General features: G+C 72.3%; 17 protein-coding genes. 11 read left to right on the forward strand and 6 right to left on the reverse strand.

Annotated elements, in window-relative coordinates:
* Positions 1-219 precede the first annotated feature (219 nt).
* On the reverse strand, positions 220-1,494 hold the full coding sequence (locus CSC68_RS04280; protein WP_162202279.1) for a dicarboxylate/amino acid:cation symporter: 1,275 nt from the start codon (positions 1,492-1,494) through the stop codon (positions 220-222).
* 206 nt (positions 1,495-1,700) lie between these two features.
* On the opposite strand from CSC68_RS04280, the gene CSC68_RS04285 reads away from it, so the two are divergent.
* Complete coding sequence (locus tag CSC68_RS04285; protein ID WP_162202281.1) at positions 1,701-3,395, forward strand: alkaline phosphatase family protein; 1,695 nt, start codon at positions 1,701-1,703, stop codon at positions 3,393-3,395.
* Positions 3,396-3,472: 77 nt separating this feature from the next.
* Here CSC68_RS04285 and CSC68_RS04290 read toward each other — a convergent pair whose 3' ends face one another.
* A complete protein-coding gene (locus tag CSC68_RS04290; RefSeq protein ID WP_013534463.1) occupies positions 3,473-3,928 on the reverse strand; it encodes a CopD family protein in 456 nt (151 codons plus the stop codon).
* Between the two features lie 248 nt (positions 3,929-4,176).
* Here CSC68_RS04290 and CSC68_RS04295 point away from each other — a divergent pair, with 248 nt between their 5' ends.
* Complete coding sequence (locus tag CSC68_RS04295; RefSeq protein WP_162202282.1) at positions 4,177-4,767, forward strand: class I SAM-dependent DNA methyltransferase; 591 nt, start codon at positions 4,177-4,179, stop codon at positions 4,765-4,767.
* 3 nt (positions 4,768-4,770) lie between these two features.
* On the opposite strand, the gene CSC68_RS04300 is transcribed toward CSC68_RS04295, so the two are convergent.
* Genes CSC68_RS04300 through pdxH form a run of 3 tightly spaced genes read right to left on the reverse strand, consistent with a single transcriptional unit; the run spans position 4,771 to position 6,616 of the window.
* Positions 4,771-5,568 carry a cobalamin-binding protein gene (locus tag CSC68_RS04300; RefSeq protein WP_162202284.1) on the reverse strand — a complete coding sequence of 266 codons (798 nt, stop codon included), beginning with the start codon at positions 5,566-5,568 and terminating at the stop codon, positions 4,771-4,773.
* Positions 5,568-6,017, reverse strand: a complete 450-nt coding sequence (gene aac(6') / locus CSC68_RS04305) for an aminoglycoside 6'-N-acetyltransferase (protein ID WP_162202285.1) — start codon at positions 6,015-6,017, stop codon at positions 5,568-5,570. The genes CSC68_RS04300 and aac(6') overlap by 1 nt, the downstream gene beginning before the upstream one ends.
* Entirely contained in the window at positions 6,014-6,616 is a 603-nt protein-coding gene (gene pdxH / locus CSC68_RS04310) for a pyridoxamine 5'-phosphate oxidase (protein WP_162202286.1), read from the reverse strand. Before pdxH ends, aac(6') begins: the two co-directional genes overlap by 4 nt.
* A 39-nt stretch (positions 6,617-6,655) precedes the next feature.
* On the opposite strand from pdxH, the gene CSC68_RS04315 reads away from it, so the two are divergent.
* The 8 genes from CSC68_RS04315 (at position 6,656) to hemE (ending at position 14,498) form a co-directional block, all read left to right on the forward strand.
* Entirely contained in the window at positions 6,656-7,528 is an 873-nt protein-coding gene (locus CSC68_RS04315; RefSeq protein ID WP_162202288.1) for a kinase, read from the forward strand.
* Positions 7,529-7,854: 326 nt separating this feature from the next.
* Positions 7,855-10,128 (forward strand): PAS domain-containing sensor histidine kinase, encoded by a 2,274-nt coding sequence (locus CSC68_RS04320; protein WP_246193440.1) that lies wholly within the window; start codon positions 7,855-7,857, stop codon positions 10,126-10,128.
* 37 nt (positions 10,129-10,165) lie between these two features.
* Positions 10,166-10,804, forward strand: coding sequence for a response regulator (locus CSC68_RS04325; RefSeq protein WP_162202291.1), 639 nt, complete (start codon positions 10,166-10,168; stop codon positions 10,802-10,804).
* A gap of 343 nt (positions 10,805-11,147) precedes the next feature.
* The gene (locus CSC68_RS04330; RefSeq protein WP_162202293.1) at positions 11,148-11,354 is read left to right on the forward strand and encodes a hypothetical protein; all 207 of its coding nucleotides are present in this window, start codon (positions 11,148-11,150) and stop codon (positions 11,352-11,354) included.
* Positions 11,355-11,427: 73 nt separating this feature from the next.
* On the forward strand, positions 11,428-11,970 hold the full coding sequence (locus CSC68_RS04335; protein WP_162202295.1) for a shikimate kinase: 543 nt from the start codon (positions 11,428-11,430) through the stop codon (positions 11,968-11,970).
* Positions 11,967-13,073: a 3-dehydroquinate synthase gene (gene aroB, locus CSC68_RS04340; protein WP_162202296.1), complete on the forward strand. Its 1,107-nt coding sequence runs from the start codon at positions 11,967-11,969 to the stop codon at positions 13,071-13,073. Before CSC68_RS04335 ends, aroB begins: the two co-directional genes overlap by 4 nt.
* Before the next feature lie 57 nt (positions 13,074-13,130).
* Positions 13,131-13,391 carry a WGR domain-containing protein gene (locus CSC68_RS04345; protein ID WP_162202298.1) on the forward strand — a complete coding sequence of 87 codons (261 nt, stop codon included), beginning with the start codon at positions 13,131-13,133 and terminating at the stop codon, positions 13,389-13,391.
* Positions 13,392-13,424: 33 nt separating this feature from the next.
* The gene (gene hemE / locus CSC68_RS04350; RefSeq protein WP_162202300.1) at positions 13,425-14,498 is read left to right on the forward strand and encodes a uroporphyrinogen decarboxylase; all 1,074 of its coding nucleotides are present in this window, start codon (positions 13,425-13,427) and stop codon (positions 14,496-14,498) included.
* A 47-nt stretch (positions 14,499-14,545) separates the two neighbouring features.
* Here the strand turns inward: hemE and CSC68_RS04355 are convergent, their stop codons facing one another.
* On the reverse strand, positions 14,546-18,139 hold the full coding sequence (locus CSC68_RS04355) for a hybrid sensor histidine kinase/response regulator (RefSeq protein WP_162202301.1): 3,594 nt from the start codon (positions 18,137-18,139) through the stop codon (positions 14,546-14,548).
* A 92-nt stretch (positions 18,140-18,231) separates the two neighbouring features.
* Here CSC68_RS04355 and CSC68_RS04360 point away from each other — a divergent pair.
* Positions 18,232-18,942, forward strand: a 711-nt coding sequence (locus CSC68_RS04360) for a YceI family protein (protein WP_246193441.1), incomplete at its 3' end; no start/stop codon positions are given.

Consider the following 18,942-nt stretch of genomic DNA (forward strand, 5'->3'; position numbering starts at 1 on the left):
GCGTCAGGCGGCCTGGAAAGTCGGCCTCCGCGAACGACTGCTGCACCCCTCCTTGAAGTCGCCGGGTCCCGGTTTTCGCCGGGACGGCGTTATCGGGGGGGGGATAACGGGTAGGTCGTCGTCCCCGCGAAAGCCGGGACCAGTGGCTTTCAAGGCTTGTCCGCGCCCGCCACGCCTGGCTGCAGGCAGCTGCCGCCGTGAAGCAGGCCAGCGCCCCTCCTAGTCGCGCACTTCCGTCGACTCGATGCCGACGTTGCTGGACGCCTGCTCGTAGACCCCGCGGTCCAGCAGCCCGGTCTCCTTGGCGACCAGCACCGGCACCAGCATCTGCCCGGTGACGTTGGTCATCGTCCGCATCATGTCCAGCACCCGGTCGATCGCCACCAGCAGGGCGATGCCTTCCAGCGGCAGGCCCGCGGCGCTCAGGACCAGGGTCACCATCACCGTCGCCGTGCCCGGCACGCCGGCGGTGCCGAAGCTGCCCAGCACCGAGGCCAGCAGGATCACGAAGTACTGGTTCGCCGACAGGTCCAGGCCGAAGTACTGGGCCACGAACACGCTGGTCAGCGCCGGATAGATCGCGCCGCAGCCGTCCATCTTGATGCTGGCGCCCAGGGGCACGGCGAAGGCCGCATAGTCCCTGTCGACGCCCAGGTTGTGGGTGGCGCAGCGCAGGGCCACCGGCATGGAGGCGAAGCTGGAGGAGCTGACGAAGGCCACCTGCATGCCGGCCGCGGCGCCGCGGAAGAACTTCAGCGGATTGAGCCCGTGCGCCAGCAGCAGGCCGCCGTAGGTCAGGACGATGTGCAGGGCGCAGGCCAGGTACAGGGCGAACACGAAGCTGCCCAGCGGCAGCAGCTTCTCGAAGCCGTAGCTGCCGACCAGGCCCGCGATCAGGCCGAAGGTGCCCAGCGGGGTCATCTCCAGCACGAAGCGGGTGACCTGGACCATGGCGTCGCTGGCCTCGCCGACCAGCGCGCGCAGCCTTGCGGTCTTCTCGCCCAGCTTGACCAGGGCAAAGCCCAGCAGCCCGGCGAAGAAGATGACCTGCAGGATCTTGCCCTCGGACAGGGCCCTGAACGGATTGGTCGGGACCACGTCCAGCAGGACCTGGACCGGCGTGGGCACCTCGCGCGGAGTGTAGTCGGACGGGATCGACAGGCCGCTCAGGCCCATGCCGGGCTTGAGCACCAGGCCCACGACCAGGCCCACGCACACCGCCAGGGCCGCGGTCGCGGCGAACCAGGCGAAGGTGCGCCCGCCCAGCGCGGCCACCGATTTCTGCCCGTGCAGCGAGGCCACCGCGTTGACCACGGCGAACAGCACCAGTGGCACCGCGATCATGCGGATCAGGTTGACGTAGACCGTGCCCAGCGGCCCGAACCAGGTCTGCGCGGCCGGCCCCATCAGCCAGCCGGCCAGCGCGCCGAGGACGAAGCCGCCCAGCACGCGTTGCCAGAAGGGAATGGCCAGCCAGGCCTTGACCAGGTTCATCTGCAATCCGGAAGCGACCAGAGGCGGGACGATACCCCCTCGCCCGCCGGCTGGCGATGCCAGCAGTGGAACGCCAACGCGTCATAGGCATGACATTCGCGCTGCCCGATAATGCCCGGCCCACACCACCATGCACGCATGCGCGGTCGTGGCCGCGCCGCCGGCGTGGTCGTGGCCACGCCCGCGTACGCCCACCCGGACCTGCAATGCCCCGTCATACCCCCGCCCTTCCGCTGGCCCTGCTCTGCGCCCTGCTGCCCGCCGCCTGTGCCACCGGCACCTCTCCTGCCTCCTCCGCCTCCCCTGCGCCCGTCGTCGAGGTCCCGGCCATCGCCCATCCCGCCGGCGAGACCCCGCAGTGGTGGTACCGCAAGGGCGCGGCCAGCGCCGCGGCCAACGGCGCCATGGCAGGCAAGGCCAGGAACGTCATCCTGTTCCTGGGCGACGGCATGAGCCTGACCACGGTCGCCGCCGCGCGCATCCTCGAGGGCCAGCGCAAGGGCGGCCCGGGCGAGGAGAACCTGCTGAGCTGGGAGCGCTTCCCGCACACCGCCTTCAGCAAGACCTACAACACCGATTCGCAGACGCCGGATTCGGCCGGCACCATGACCGCCATCACCACCGGCGTGAAGACCCACATGGGTGCGATCGGCGTTTCCGCCGGCAGGCGCAACGACTGCGCCGACAGCCTCGGCAAGCACCGCCTGACCTGGCTGCAGCTGGCCGATGCCGCCGGCATGGCCACCGGCATCGTCAGCACCGCACGCCTGACCCATGCCACCCCGGCCGCGACCTGGGCGCACTCGCCCGACCGCAACTGGGAAAGCGACGCCGACATGCCGGCCGAGGCCCACGCCCAGGGTTGCCTGGACATCGCCCGGCAGATGGTCGCGACTCCGTACGGGCCCGGCCCGAAGGTGATGTTCGGCGGCGGCCGCGGGCAGTTCCTGCCGGTCGAGTCCCGCGACCCCGAGTACCCCGACAGGATCGGCCTGCGCCGCGACGGCCGCGACCTGGTCGCCGAATGGAAGGCCGCCCATCCCGGCGGCGTGTACGTGTGGAACCGGCAGCAGCTGCAGGCCGCCGCCGACGCCCCGGCGGTCCTCGGCCTGTTCGAGCACGACCACATGCAGTTCGAGCACGAGAAGGACCGCGCCGCCGAGCCGACCCTGGCCGAGCTGATCGCCGAGGCGATCAGCCGCCTGTCGCGGGAGCCCGGCGGCTACGTGCTGATGGTGGAGGGCGCGCGCATCGACCACGCCAACCACAACGGCAACGCCTTCCGTGCGCTGGACGAGACCGTGGCCATGTCCGAGGCCGTGCGCGTGGCAGCGGAGATGACCTCGGCCGAGGACACCCTGATCCTGGTCACCGCCGACCATTCGCACTCGCTCAACTTCGTCGGCTACCCGGCCCGCGGCAACCCGATCCTGGACAAGGTGCGCGGCCCCGCCACCGAGGACGGCAAGCGCGGCGGCTATGCCCTGGACAACACCGGCCTGCCCTACACCACCCTCAGCTACGCCAACGGCCCCGGCCATACCGGCGCCAGCAACCGCCAGCCGGCCGGCCCGAAGACCTATCCGCACCATCCCTCGTCCTCGCAGCCGGCGCAGGGCCGTCCCGACCTGACCCAGGTCGACACCACCCATCCGGACTACATGCAGGAAGCGCTGGTGCCGCTGAAGTCCGAAACGCATGGCGGCGAGGACGTGGGCATCTGGGCGCGCGGCCCCGGCAGCGAGGCCGTGCGCGGCACCCTCGAGCAGAACACGATCTTCCACCTGATCGTGCAGGCCACGCCGAAGCTGCGCGAGCGCCTGTGCGCGGCCGGCACCTGCGACGCCAACGGCGTGCCGGTGGAACTGCCGCAGCCGGAACGGTTCCAGCGCAAGGACTGAGCCACGAACGACGACGGGCCGCTCCGGAGGGAGCGGCCCGCCTGCAGTGGAAGCCGGTTGGCCGCGCCGGCGCGGGGTCAGAACGGCTTGGCCAGCACCAGCCAGACGATCACCAGCAGCACCAGCACCGGCAGCTCGTTGAACACGCGCAGCGCGCGCGAGGACGCCAGCGGCTTGCCGGCGGCGGCGTTCTTCAGCCAGCGCCCGGTGAGCACGTAATAGACCACCAGCAGCACGACCAGGGCGAGCTTGGCGTGCAGCCAGCCGGCCGGCGAACCGACCATCGTGGGAAACCCGTCGATCACCCGGTGGCCCAGCCACAGCACCAGGCCGGCGACGAAGGCGAGCCCGAACATGTTGTGGCCGAAGCGGTACAGGCGGCGCCCCATCAGCACCAGGCGCTCGTGCACCTGCGGCTGCCCGCCGGCCTCGGCGATGTTGACCAGGATCCGCGGCAGGTAGAAAACCGCCGACATCCACGCCACGACGAACAGGATGTGGAAGGACTTCACCCAGAGATAGGCCGGATACATGCGCGTCACCTGTGGTTGGAATGCGCGGATTGTCGGCCATCGCGGGCATGGCGTCGAACGGTTGCCGGCCTGCGCCGGGACGACGCGGGGCGGTACTGTCCCCAGCGGGGTCTAAACTCTGTCCTTCGACGCGAAACCCGCGCCCGCTTACCTCGCCGTCGTCCCGGCGCAGGCCGGGACCCGGTGGCTTTCGCTCCCCGCTTTCCGCCTCCGCGCCCGCGGCGCCCCATTCCGCACATGCCCCGCCAATGACCAAGACCTACGACCGCGCCTACTTCGACCGCTGGTACCGGCAGCACAACATCCAGGATCCGCGCCGGCTCGAGCGCAAGGTGGCGCTGGCGGTGGCCACCGCGGAGTACTACCTGGAGCGCCCCATCCGCACGGTCCTGGATATCGGCTGCGGCGAGGGTGCCTGGCGCAGACCGCTGCTCAAGCTGCGGCCGAAGGCCAGCTACCTGGGCTTCGACTCCAGCGAATATGCGATTGCCCGCCACGGCGCGCGGCGCAACCTGCACCTGGCCCGCTTCGGCGATTTCGAATGGCTGCGCCCCTGCGCGCCGGTGGACCTGCTGGTGTGCTCCGACGTGATCCACTACCTGCCCACGCGCGAGCTCGGCCGCGGCCTGCCCGGCCTGGCCGAGCTGTGCGGCGGCGTCGCCTTCCTCGAGGCCTTCGCCGCCGAGGACGAGTTCGAGGGAGACACCGACGGCTTCCAGTCGCGCAAGGCCGCCTGGTACCGCAGGAAGTTCCAGGACGCCGGACTGACCCCGGTCGGTTCCTACTGCTGGCTGGGTCCGCGCATGGCAGCCACCGCCGCCGCCCTGGAGCGCGGCTGAGCCTCAGCCGGCGCGGCGCCGCGCCCAGGCATCGAGCACCGCCTCGATCGCGGCCAAGCCGTCGGTCAGCGCCGCCGGCCCCGGCTGCAGGATCAGCGGTGAGCGGATCTCGTGCAGCTCGCCATCGCGCACCGCCGGGATCGCATCCCAGCCCGGGCGCGCCGCGACCCTGTCGGGCCGGAACTTCTTGCCGCACCACGAGCCGAGGATGATGTCCGGCGCGCGGCCGACCACCACCGACGGATCGGCGAGGATGCGGTCGCGCGCCAGGGATTGCGTCGAAAGCTCCGGGAAGGCGTCCTCGCCGCCTGCGATGCGCACCAGCTCGGCCACCCACTGGATGCCGGTGATCAGCGGCTCGTCCCATTCCTCGAAGTAGACGCGCGGCCGCACGCCCCGCTGCTGCGCGCGTTCGCGCGCCGCATCCAGGCCGCGCTGCAGTTCGCCCGCCCATGCATCGGCCTTGGCCGCCACGCCGACCAGCGCGCCCAGGCGGCGGATGTAGTCGAGGATGCCGTCCACGCTGCGGTGGTTGGCGATCCACACCTCCACGCCACGGCGCACCAGTTCGGCGGCGATATCGGCCTGGATGTCGGAGAAGCCGATCGCAAGATCCGGCCTGAGCGCCAGGATCGCCTCGACCTTGGCACTGGTGAACGCGCTGACCTTGGGCTTCTCGCGCCGGGCCCGCGGCGGGCGCACGGTGAAGCCGCTGATGCCGACGATGCGGTCCTGTTCGCCGAGGGCGTAAAGCGCCTCCGTCGGCTCCTCGGTGAGGCAGACGATGCGGCGCGGGCCCATCAGCCCACCCGCTTGCGGAAGTACACCACCCGTTCGGTTTCGGCGAAGCCGCAGGCGCGGTGCGCGGCATGGCTGGCGGTGTTGTCGAGCAGGGCATCGGAGGCCAGCTCGGTGCAGCCCAGGCCGCGGGTCCATCCCTCCACCGCGCGCAGCAGGGCGCGGCCCACGCCGCGGCCGCGCCAGCCGGGGGCCACGTACCAGGCCTCGAGGAAGCCCACCGGCGAGCTGGCGGTGCCGTTGACGTAGTCGTGGCGGAGCGAGGCCTCGGCAAGTCCCACGAGTCCGCCGTCGGCCTCGGCCACGAACACGCCGCCATCCACCGCGTGCAGCAGGTCGGAAGCTTCGCTGGCCAGCAGCTCCGGATCCACCTCGGGCCAGAGCGCGGCGCGCATGGCCGCCCAGGCCGCCAGGTCGGCCGCGCGCGGGGGACGCACGCGCACCGGGTTCATGGCTGCAGCATCCGCTTGGACCAGGTGCCGTCCTCGTCGCGCTCGTAGCTCCAGCGCTCGTGCAGGCGGAAACCAGCGCCGTACCAGAACTCGAACGCGCGCGGCACGACCCGGAACCCGCTCCATCCCGGCGGACGCGGCACCGGGCCATCGGCGAACCGCGCCTCGGCCTCGGCCAGCGCCGCCTCGAAGTCGGCACGGGACGCCAGGGTCTGCGACTGGCGCGAGGCCCATGCGCCGAGCTGGCTCATGCGCGGGCGGCTGGCGAAATAGGCATCGGCCTCGGCGGCGTCGACCTGGGTGACCCCGCCTTCGACGCGCACCTGCACGCCCGCCTCGCGCAGGTGCCGCCACAGGAACAGCAGGGCGGCGTGCGGATTGGCCCGCAGGTCGCGCCCCTTGGCGCTGTCCAGGTGGGTGTAGAACACGAAGCCGCGCTCGTCATATGCCTTCAGCAGGACGGTGCGGGCGTGCGGGCGGCCCTGGGCGTCGGCCGTGGCCACGGTCATCGCATTGGGATCGACCATGCCGCTGGCGCGCGCCTCCTCCAGCAGTTGCCCGAAGGTCTCCAGGGCCTCGGCGTACAGCGGATCGGTCATGGCGGCTCCATGCGCGGCAGGGGCCGGGATTGTGGCCCCATGTCCAGGCCATCGCATACCGCAGGCTTCCCTCCATCGCTGGTGCAGGCGGTCCTGGCCTCGGTCGCCGGGCGTCCGGGCATGGGCATGCGGGTGCTCGGCATCAGCGGTCTGCAGGGCAGCGGCAAGTCCACCCTGGCCGCGCAGATCGTGCAGGCGGCCGGCGAGGCCGGGCTGTCCGCCGCCAGCCTGTCGCTGGACGACTTCTACCTACCCCGCGCCCGGCGCCTGCAGCTGGCGGCACGCGTGCATCCGCTGCTGGCCACCCGCGGCCCGCCGGGGACGCACGACCTGCGGCTGGGGCTGGACACCATCGATGCACTGCGGGCCGGCGGAACGCCACCGCTGCCCCGCTTCGACAAGCTGGCCGACGACCGCCTGCCGCAGGAGCGGTGGCCACGCCCGGTGCGTCCGCTGGACCTGCTGGTGGTCGAGGGCTGGTGCGTGGGCGTGCCGGCCGAGGATGCGGCCGCGCTGGCCGGGCCGGTCAATCCACTGGAGGCCGGCGAGGACCCGGACGGCACCTGGCGCCGTTACTGCAACACCGCACTGGCACGCGACTACCCGGCGCTGTGGGCCCGGCTGGACCAGCTGTGGTTCCTGCAGCCGCCGGACTTCGGGACGGTGTACGAATGGCGCTGGCAACAGGAGCAGGCGCTGCAGGCGGCCAGTCCGGGCCGTCGCGGCATGGACCGCGCCGGCCTGCAGCGATTCGTCCGGCACTACGAGCGGGTCAGCCGCCAGGCCCTGCGGACCCTGCCGGGTCTGGCCGATAGGGTGGTAGTCCTGGATGGCGCGCGCCGTGCCAGCCTGGCCCCCGGTTCCACTTCCCGGGACAGACAGGACAAGCCAGGGGATTTGGGATTCGTCTGATGGTCATGGACAGGTCAGCCGCGAGACATTCATCGCTCATGGGGAAATGGAGCGGTAGCAGGGAGCTGGGCCTACCCGTCCGGCGCCAAGGCGCCGGCTGGCCGCCCGTTACCGGCGTTTCCCCCCTGTCCTGGCCGCCCCCTGCCGGATCCGCCCACTCCCCCGGGGCATCCATGGCGGCCCGTCCGGGCCCGTGGGCCCGGACGCCTTTACCCACCCGGGTCGCGTTCCTGGCTGTCGCGCTGGCGCCAGGCACGGCCCTGGCCACCCCGGTTTCCGACGCGCCTCCCATCCTCGCCCTTGCCGCCTGCGTCATTGGCGGCGCCATGGCAGGTGCCCTGGCCATGGCCGGCTGGTCGGCCTGGCGCGCCCGCCGACGCGGCCCGGTGGCGGAACTTCCCGACGCCACCGCCCTGCTGGAGGCCCTGCCCTGCGCGGCCTTCCTCAAGGACAGCGACGGCCGCTACCTGGTGGTCAACCGGCTGTTCGAGGCCCACTACCGTTGCCGGCGCGAGGACGTCATCGGGCGCACCCTCGCCGCCTTGCGCCAGGTGCACGGCAAGGACACCGACGCGCTGATGCAGGCCGAGAGCCGCCTGCACCAGTCCGGCGGCCCGGTGGCCTGCGAGATCGACCAGGGCGGCGGCGAAACCACGCGTGCCCTGCGCCTGCGCCTGCATCCGGTGCGGGGGCCCCAGGGCGTCGGCGCGGTCCTGGGCACGATGGGCGACATCACCGACCTGCACGAGGCGCGCCGCGCCAGCGAAGCCGCGGCCCACACCGCCGGCACCTTCCTTTCCCTGGTCAGCCACGAGATCCGCACGCCCATCGCCGGCGCGCTCGGGATCGTGGAGCTGCTGGCGCACACGCCGCTGGACCAGGAACAGGTGCACATGCTCGGCATGCTGGAGGAATCGGTCGAGGCGCTGCTGGACATCCTCGGCGACATCCTCGATTTCTCGCGCCTGCAGGCCGGCGAACTTCAGCTGGACCAGGGCATCTTCGACCTGCGCGCGCTGCTGGACGAAGCGGTCGCCACCGCCGCGGTGCAGGCCGGCGAGAAAGGGCTGCGGCTCCACGCGTGCGTCGACCGCCACATCGCGCGCGGCTACCGCGGCGACGCGGCCCGCCTGCGCCAGGTGCTCGCCTACCTGCTCGCCGGCGCAGTGCGCGCCACTTCGGAGGGTCGCATCGAGGTACAGGCGGAAGTGCTGGCCGACACCGGCACCACGCAGCGCCTGCGCCTGTCGGTGACCGACACCGGCGAAGGCAGCGCCCCGCCGTACCGCGCCGATGCGGCCACCCCGCTGAAGCGCGACGACACCGCCCGCCCGGGCGGACTTGCCCTGGCCCTCGCGATCTGCCACCACCTGGTGCGGCTGATGCGCGGCGAACTGCTGATGTCGCGGGTCGAGGGCGAGGGCGGTTTCTCCTGCCTGGAGCTCGAGCTGCCGCTGGAGCAGCCGCTGCTGGCAGTCCCGGAGCTGGCCGGGCGCCTGGCCCTGGTCTGCACCGCCGACCCGCACACCGGCCGCGCCCTCGCCCAGTCGCTGGCCGCCCTGGGCCTGAAAACGCTCGACGCGATGCCATCGGGGGTGGCGGACCTGGACCCGGGGGATGCCGACCTGTTCCTGGCCGATGCGGCGCTGGTGCGCGCGGGGCGCCTGCCCGGCGGCACGCCGGTGGTTTGCCTGCACGACCCGCGCGACCCGCTCCCGCCCCCGGACGGATTCATCGTGCTGCCGGTCGCGCCCCTGCTGTGGCGCAACCTCGAGCGCGCCTGCCGCGCCGCCCTGCGCCTGCCCGAGCCGGAGGCCACGGGCCTGCCGCAGATGAGCCGCCACTCGGTGCGGATCCTGGTGGCCGAGGACCATCCGATCAATCGCGCGGTGATCTCGCGCCAGCTGCAGCGGCTGTGCTATCCACACGACGTGGTCAGCAACGGGCGCGAGGCCCTGCAGGCCCTGCAGCAGGTGCGCTACGACCTGTTGATCACCGATTGCCACATGCCCGAACTGGACGGCTACACCCTGGTACGCCAGCTGCGCGCCGACGAACGTGCCCAGCAGGCGCCAAGGATGCCGGTGATTGCGCTTTCGGCCAGTGTCCTGCCGGGGCACGTGACCACCTGCCTGGAGGCGGGCATGGACGATTTCCTGGCCAAGCCGGTGCAGTTGCACGAGCTGGAGCTCAAGCTGTCGCGGCACCTCGGGGTATGCGCGCCGCTGGCCCCTGCGGTGGACGAGCTGCCCCGGCCCGAGGCCGGTGCGGCCTACCGGCAGCTGGCCGTGCTGATGGAAGCCTTCGGCTCGGTCCGGCAGGTGCGCGAGATCCTGCATGCCCTGCTGGAGACCTGCCGTACCGATCTTTCGGCACTGGACCAGGCCTTTGCCCGCGGCGACACTCAGGCACAGGCCGAACTGCTGCACCGGATCTCCGGGTCCCTGCGGCTGGTCGGCGAGCCACCAGGCGGTGGCCTTGCCAATGCCCCGGCCGCGCCCGCCGCGCGCCGCGACGCAGTGCTACAGCACGTGCGGTGGCTCGAGGAACTGCTGGAAAGCCTCGGGCCACCCGGCTCCACCATCGCTGCGCCCCGGTAAACCGGGGCGCAAAGACCAGGGACGGTCCCAGCACCACATGAACAAGCTGCGCATCATCCTCGCCGACGACCACCCGGTAGTCCGTACAGGCCTGCGCCTGCTCCTGGAATCCGGCGGCAATGCCGAAGTGGTGGCCGAAGCCGGAAGCCCCGCCTCCCTGTTCCAGGCGCTGGGGCAGGCCGAGGCCGACCTGCTGCTGACCGACTTCATCATGCCCGGCGGCGAAGGCGTCGACGGCCTGGCCATGCTCTCGCGCCTGCGTGCGCATTGGCCGCGGCTGCCGGTGGTGGTCCTGACCATGGCCGGCAACGCCAACGTCCTGCAGGCGATCCTCGGCACCGGCGTGCGCGGCCTGCTGGACAAGTCCGACACCCTGTCGGAACTGACCCTGGCGATCTCCACCGTGGCCAACGGGCGCAGCTATGTCGGTTCCGGCGTGCGCGCCGCGCTGGATGCGCACCTGCGCGCGGAGGCGGGCAGCACCCCGCTGTCGCGCCGCGAGACCGAGGTGCTGCGCCTGTTCGCCTCGGGCATGAGCGTTTCGGAGATAGCCCGCCACCTCAACCGCAGCGTCAAGACGATCAGCCACCAGAAGGTCGGCGCGATGAACAAGCTCGGCCTGCACAACGACCTGGAGATCTACGCCTACGCCCGCGACAACGGACTGATTCCCTGACGCGGAAACGGCCGCCCCCGCGCCCACATCCGCGACGCCTTCGCAGGCCACCACCGCACTGCAACATGCAACGCCGGCCGCCCACCATGCCCAGGCGCATGGTGGAACGATGCCGTCGTTGCGGTTGCGCGGCGCATCAAACCCGCCCTTCCCCCGGGCATAACAAGGAGCAAGAGCGCTTATGGAAAGCACCCAATCCCCCACCCTGTCCGTAACGGATGCTGCACAGTGTTTGCGAGGATTCGCATGGAAAGCGGACGGACATCGCAGTCATGATCCACTCATGGACACTTTGCGCGCGCATCGGACGCTTTTTCACTCCCCGCCACCGGCACCACCAGGCGTGCCCCCGGTCGAAGGCTGGGAGCGACTGCTCCCCGGAGCCGTCGCCCAGGCCTGGCAGCACGATCCGGAAACCATGGGCGGACTGCTGGCGACCCTGCTCGCCCAGCACATGGCTGGTCGTACCCATTGCATGGATGAGACCCTCGACGAGCTGCAGCTGATGATCTCGATGGAGCTGCAGGCGCTGGCAGGCTACCCGGACTGAGCCCGCACGGGCGCCGCCACCGGCGGCGCTTCGTTTCAGCCGTGACCGAGCGCCTTTGCTAGCATCGGTCGCCATGAATCCCGCCCCCAATCTCGTGCTCGTCGGCCCGATGGGCGCCGGCAAATCTTCCATCGGCCGGCGCATGGCCGAACGCTTCGGCCTGGACTTCGTCGACGCCGACGCGTTCATCGAGCAGCGCACCGGCGCCAGCATCAGCGCCATCTTCGACCACGTGGGCGAGGCGGGTTTCCGCGAGCGCGAAAGCAGCGCCCTGGAGGAACTGCTGGCCGGCAGCGGCCAGCTGGTCGCCACCGGCGGCGGCGCGGTGCTGCTCGAGAGCAATCGCAGGCTGATGCGCGGGCGCGGCTTCGTGGTGTACCTGCGCGCGGACATCGATTCGCAGCTCAAGCGGCTCAGCCGCGACCGCACCCGTCCGCTGCTGCAGCGTGGCGACCGCGAGCAGGTGCTGCGCGACCTGGCCGCCTTCCGCGAGCCGCTGTACCGCGAGGTCGCCGACCTGGTGATGGACACCGACGGCCTCACTGCCGCCGAGGCCGCCAGCCGCCTGGCCCTTCGCCTGGCCGAAACCTGGACCATCAGCGAGGCGGCCGCATGAGTGCCGTCCGCACGGTCCAGGTCGGCGGCAGCCATCCCTACACCATCACCATCGGTCCCGGCCTGCTGCAGGACGGGGCGGCACTGGCCGCGCGCGCGCGCGGGCGCCACGTGCTGCTGGTCAGCGACAGCCAGGTCGGGCCGCTTTATGCGGCGGGCGTGGAAGCGGCGCTGCGCGCCGCGCGGCCGGAGCTGGCCATCGCCACCCACGTGATCCCGGCCGGCGAGTCGCACAAGACGCTCGACACCCTCGCCACCACCTTCGACGCGCTCGCCGCGCTGGGCGCGACCCGCGACACCGCGGTCTTCGCCCTCGGTGGCGGCGTGGTCGGCGACCTGGCCGGCTTCGCCGCGGCCTGCTGGATGCGCGGCGTGGACTGCGTGCAGCTGCCGACCACCCTGCTGTCGATGGTCGACTCCTCGGTCGGCGGCAAGACCGCGGTCGACATCCCCCAGGGCAAGAACCTGGTCGGTGCCTTCCATCCGCCGCGCGCGGTGGTGGCCGACACGGCGGTCCTGCGTACCCTGCCGCCGCGCGAACTGCGCGCGGGCCTGGCCGAAGTGGTCAAGTACGGCGCGCTGGGCGACCCGCTGTTCTTCCAGTGGCTGGAAGCGCAGCGCGAAACCCTGCTGGCCGGTGACGACCACGCGCTTGCCGAGGCCATCGCCCGCAGCTGCGAGCACAAGGCGGCGATCGTCGAGCGCGATCCGCTGGAGAAGGGCGAGCGCGCCCTGCTCAACCTGGGCCACACCTTCGGCCACGCGATCGAGGCCGAGCAGGGGTATTCCGGCGGCGGCAGCGCGGCGCTGGTGCACGGCGAGGCGGTCGCGGTCGGCATGGTGCTGGCCGCGCGCATGTCCGAACGACTGGGCATGGCCCCCGCGGAGGACACCGCGCGCCTGGCGCAGCTGCTGGAGGCCCTGGGCCTGCCGACGCTGGTCCCGGCCGGGTTGGAGCCGGAGGCGCTGCTGGGGCGCATGCGCCTGGACAAGAAGAACGTGGCCGGGCGCCTGCGCCTGGTGCTGTGGCGCGGGATCGGCCGCGCCGAGGTGGTCCCGGACGTGGACGAGGCCGCGGTCCTGGCCCTGCTGCGGGACGCCTGAGGCCGGCCGTCGGCCTTCGCGCGGACGCCGGCCCCGCACCGGCTACAATCCGGGCCCATGCGCATCCTCCTGCAGCAGCATCCTTCGCCGGGTGAAGCCCCCCGTTACCTGCAGCTGACCCTGCAGCCGGACCTGTTCGGCGGCTGGGAGCTGCTGCGCGAGAGCGGCCAGATCGGCGGCAAGTCGCAGCTGCGGCGCGAGCAGTACCTGCTCCAGGACGAGGCCATCGCCGCCTTCGAGAAGGCCCGCGATGCGCAGATCAAGCGCGGCTTCCAGGTGATGTTCGTCGCCGGCGCCGATGCGCCGCGCCGCGCCTGAGGCGCGCCCTCCTTCCAAGCACAAGGTTCCGAAGTGTCCGAAAACCCCGCAAACGACCGCCTGCTGCGCGCCCTGCGCCGGCAGCCCGTGGACCGCACGCCGGTGTGGCTGATGCGCCAGGCCGGCCGCTACCTGCCGGAGTACCGCGCCACCCGCGCCAAGGCCGGCAGCTTCCTGGCCATGGCAAAGAACCCCGAGCTGGCCTGCGAGGTCACCCTGCAGCCGCTGCGCCGCTTCCCGCTGGACGCGGCGATCCTGTTCTCGGACATCCTCACCGTGCCCGACGCCATGGGCCTGGGCCTTTACTTCGCCGAGGGCGAGGGCCCGAAGTTCGAGCGGCCCATCCGCGACGAGGCCGACGTGGCCCGCCTGGCGGTGCCGGACATGGAGACCGAACTGCGCTACGTGATGGACGCGGTGCGCGTGATCCGCCGCGAGCTTGCCGGCGCGGTGCCGCTGATCGGCTTCTCCGGCAGCCCCTGGACCCTGGCCTGCTACATGGTCGAGGGCGGCGGCAGCGACAACTATTCGAAGATCAAGGCGATGGCCTTCAACCGTCCGGACCTGCTGCACAGGCTGCTGGGCGTGGTCACCGACGCGGTCATCGCCTACCTGGCCGCGCAGCGTGCCGCCGGCGCGCAGGCGCTGCAGGTGTTCGACACCTGGGGCGGCGTACTTTCGCCGACGCTGTACCGCGAGTTCTCCCTGCCCTACCTGCAGCGCATCGCGCGCGAACTGGAACGCGGCGAGGGCGAGGACCGCACCCCGCTGATCCTGTTCGGCAAGGGCAATGCGCCGTACCTGGAGGCGCTCGCCGCCACCGGCACCGACGCGGTCGGCGTGGACTGGCTGGTGGACCTGGCCGAGGCCGCGCGCCGCACCGGCGGCAAGGTCGCGCTGCAGGGCAACCTGGATCCGGCCACCCTGTATGGCAGCCCCGAGGCGATCGCCCGCGAGGCCGCGCGCGTGCTCGACAGCTACGCCGAAGGCAACGGCGGCTCGCGCGAGGGCCACGTGTTCAACCTGGGCCACGGCATGTCGCCGGACATGGATCCGGAGCACGTGCTGGCGCTGGTCGAGGCGGTGCACGCGCACAGCGCGCGCTGAGCCGGCCGGTCGGGAAGGCCGCGCATCCGCGCGCGGCTTCCCGGTTCCTACACGACGCCCTCGTCCGCCGGCTCCGGGACCTCGGGCAGCACCGCGGCGATCACCGCCGCCAGCATCTCGCCGGTCACGGGCTTGCGCAGGAATGCATCGAAGCCCGCGTTGCGCGCCAGCTGCTCGGCCTCGCCATCGGTACGCGCGGTCACCGCGACCAGTGGCGAAGCGAAACCCTGCGCCCGCAGCTGCCGGGCCAGCGCCATGCCATTCATGCCCGGCAGGTCCAGGTCGAGGAAGGCCAGGTCGAAATGCGCGACCGTCACGTCGGCCAGCGCCGCCAGGGCGTGCGGCGCGTGGGCCACGCAATGGCCCCGCGCGCGGAGCAGGTTGCAGATCACCTCGGCCACGGTGGCGTCGTCCTCCACCAGCAGCAGGTCCAGCTGGCGGGTGGCACGCGCGGGCGCCGGGGCCGGCGCGGCGGCCGGGGCCGCCTCGGGCGGGGCCACCGAAGGCAGCGGCAGCTGCACGCGGAAGGCGGTACCGCGGCCGGGGAAGCTGTCCACCTCGATCCTGCCGCCCATGGCCCCTGCCAGTTCCTTGCAGATCGCCAGGCCCAGGCCGCTGCCGCCGTAGCGCGATGCCGTGCGTGCGCCGTCTGCCTGCTCGAAGCGGCGGAACAGGCGCGCCTTCTGTTCCTCGCTCAGCCCCGGGCCGGTGTCGCGGACCACGAACACGATGCCTTCGGGTGAACCCCTGCCCAGCTCCAGCACCACCTCGCCACGGTCGGTGAACTTGACCGCGTTCCCCAGCAGGTTCAGCAGGATCTGCCGCACGCGGCCCGGATCGCCGCGCACCGCCTCGGGCATGTCCGGCGCCACCCGCAGGTGGAAGGCGAGGCCGCGCTGCTCGGCGACCGGGGCCATCAGGCCCGCGACCTCGGCGGCCAGCGCGTGCGGATCGAAGTCCTGCGAATCCAGTTCCAGCTTGCCGGCCTCGATCCTGGCCAGGTCCAGCGCGTCGTTCACCAGCCGCAACAAGTGGTCGCCGGCGCGGCGGATCGATTCGACGTAGCTGCGCTGGCGCGGGTCCAGCGGCGTGTCCAGAAGCAGCTCGCTCATGCCCAGAACGCCGGTCATCGGCGTACGCACCTCGTGGCTCAGCGTGGCCAGGAAGCGGCTCTTGGCCATGGACGCCTGCTCGGCCAGCTCGCGCTTGTGCAGGGCCAGCTGCCACTGGCTGCGGGCGCGGACGCGCCGCCGGTACAGCAGCGCGCTGCCCATGGCCAGCAGCACCACCAGCAGCGCGGCCGCCAGCATCGCCCAGCCGGTGCGCCACCACGGCGGCGCGACCGAGAAGCCGATCTCGCGCACCTGCGACCAGCCACTGTGGTGGCCCAGGGAGGCCTGCAGCTGCAGGCGGTAATCGCCCGGCGGCAGCTGCGAGAACATGCGCGCACCGGCGCGCATCTCCACCCACTCGCGGTCGAAGCCGAGCAGGCGCGAACGGTAGCGGTGCGACGAGGGGTCGTCGTAGGACAGCAGGCGCAGCACCACCTCGAAGTCGCGGTCCTGCGGGCCGAGGGAGAAGTCGCCGCCCCGCGGCAGGTCCACCCATTCCTCGCCGCTGCGCACGCGCAGCGCATCGACCACCAGGCGCGGCGACAGCGGCCGCGGGTCAGCCAGGGTGGTGTCCAGCAGCAGCAGCGAACCGTCGCCGGTGGAGGCCACCAGCACGCCGTCCTGGTCGATGGCCATGGCGCGCTCGACGAACTCCTGGCTGGGCAGGCCTTCGCGCACGCCGAACGGACGCACTTCCGCCAGCCCACCGCCGTCCGGCGGATCGCCCCGGAACAGGCCGCGCCGCGTCGCAAGCCACAGCCGGCGCCCCGCGTCCACGCGCATGCCGGTGGCCTCGGTGGCGGGGATGCCGTCGCCCACGCCCAGCCGCAGCTGGCGGTTCCAGCGTCCGTGCTGGCGCTGCCACAGTTCCAGGCCCGACAGGCGCTGCAGCCAGAGGCGGTCGATGCCGTCCAGCACGAACCCGTGGATGGCGTCGCCTTCGGCCGGCTCCAGGCCAGGCAAGGGAAGGAAGGCGCCGGCGGTCCCGTCCCAGCGCAGGATGCGGTTGCCCTGGGCGATCCACGGGGCGCCGTCCGGACCGATCACGACGGTGGCGAAATCGGCGCTGTCCAGCCCCGGCGTCTGCCCGGGCCGCAGTTCCCGCAGCACCCGGCCCTCGAGGTCGCGTTGCTGCAGGCCGTGGCCGGTGAAGGCCAGCCACAGCGAACCATCCGGCGACTCCAGGATCCACTCCAGCGTGCCGCGCCCCATCCCCGGGTCCTCGGTGGCCGTGTTCCCCGCGCGGCCGGGCTCGCCTTGCGGTCCGGCCCTGCCCACCCGCCCCAGGCGGCCGGTGCCGCCGAGCCACAGCTGGCCGCGGCTGTCGTGCAGCGCGCTGCGCATGGACGCTGCATTGAATTCGAACGGCACGTCCAGCGTGTTGAGGAACCCCGCGCTGGACGTGTCCAGGCGCCCGCCCGCATCGGTGCTGCCGGCCAGCCACACTCCGCCGTCGCGCGCCGGCACGACCACCCGGTACAGGCCGCCGCTGAAGCCCTGCGCCGGCCCGAGCACCGCCGTGCGCCGCCAGTCGGCGCGCAGGTAGCCCAGGCCCTGCGCCGGCAGGCCCACCCACAGGCCGCCATCGGCGTCGTGCAGCATCGCCTGGATGGAACTGTTCGGACTCGGGCCGCCCGCGCCCAGCCCGACCACGACGGGGACGCCGTTGCGTGGCACGTGCCACAGGCCGCTGGAAGTGGCTACCCAGTAACCGCCATCCCCGTCGCTGCTCATGGCGGTGACGGTGCGCCGCTGCTGGAACCCGGCGGCCCAGGCCGGCGTGTCCCAGCTGCCGTCGTCGCGCATGCGGTGCAGGCCGTAGGGCGTGCCCACCCAGGTGCTGTCGCCCTCGCGCCATACCGCGGTCACCGGCGGGAACGGCTCTTCGCCCGGCACGCTCACGCGGCGGACCGGCGCGCTCTTGTCGATGCAGACGGCAAGTCCGTTGAGCGTCGCGACCAGGATGGCCTCGCCGTCAGGGTCCATGGAGATGCCCATGATCGCCCGGTCCAGCGCGGCATCGATTTCCGGATCGCGCGAGCGCAGGCGCACCAGCCGGTCCTCGCCGTCGATCCGGTAGAGGCCGCCGCCGAACGTGCCCAGCCACACCTCGTCGCCGCGGCCGGTGATGGTGAAGATGTCGTCACTCTCGAGCTTGGGATGGGTCGCCTTGCGGAAATGGCGGAACCCGGAGCGGGTCTCGTCCATCACGCTCACGCCGCCGCCCTCGGTCGCCACCCAGATGCGGTTGCGTCCGTCCACGTACAGCGCCTGGATCAGGTTGCCCGGAAGCGAGGCCGGGTCCTGGGGATCGTGCTGCCAGACCCGGAAGCCGACGCCGTCATAGCGCGCCAGGCCGTCCCAGGTCGCGACCCACAGGTAGCCTTCCTGGTCGCGCGCGATCGCCGGGACCGTGGTCGACGGCAGCCCGTCCCCCGGCCCGAGGACGCGGAAGCGCGGCATCTCCGGCACCGCGGCGCGCAGTGCACCGGACAGCGCCAGAAGGAGGCACAGCCAGACCAGCCGCATGGTGTCCTCGTGGTCAACCCCGGAGCGAATCGTCGCAATGCCCGGTGCCCGGCGCAAGCCGCACGGCCTCCGGCATGCCTAGAATGCCGGCGATGGCCCTGCTCCCAGACCGCGTCCGCCGCTCCCTCGCCGCCACGCTGGCGGGGCTGGCGCTGCTTGCCGCCGGCACCGCGACGGCCGAACCGGCCCGCTACGCCCTGGACCCGGTCCACACCCGTGTGCTGTTCGCGGTGTCCCACGCCGGCTTCTCCCCGGCGCTAGGCACGGTGTCCGGCAGCGAGGGCAGCCTGGAGTTCGACCCCGGGGACTGGAGCAGCGCCCGCCTGGACGTGCGCGTGCCCCTGCAGCGGCTGGCCCTGGGCGACCCGGACTGGAACCGCGCCACCCTGGCCCGCGGCCTGCTCGATGCCGGGCGCTGGCCGGAGGCGAGGTTCGTATCCGAGCGGATCGAACCGCTGGGACCGGACCGCTTCGTCGTGCACGGCCTGCTGACCCTGCGCGGCGTCACCCGCCCGCTGGCGCTGGAGGTCGCGTTCAACGCGCTGCGTCGCCACCCGATGCCGCCGTTCCGCCGCACCGCCGGGTTTTCCGCCAGGGGCGTGCTCAGCCGCAGCGAATTCGGCGTGGATGCCTGGCCGTCGATGATCGGCGACCAGGTGGAGCTGCGGATCGAGGCCGAGGCCGTGCGCAGCGGCCGCGCAGCCGAACCGGGCCAGCCAGGCGAAGCGGATCCGCCCCCAGTTGCGACCCCGCCCCCCCTCTCTTATACACATTCGACGCTGGCGGCCGCCTCACACGTGGGG

This window comes from Pseudoxanthomonas suwonensis, assembly GCF_010093235.1.
GTDB lineage: Bacteria > Pseudomonadota > Gammaproteobacteria > Xanthomonadales > Xanthomonadaceae > Pseudoxanthomonas > Pseudoxanthomonas suwonensis.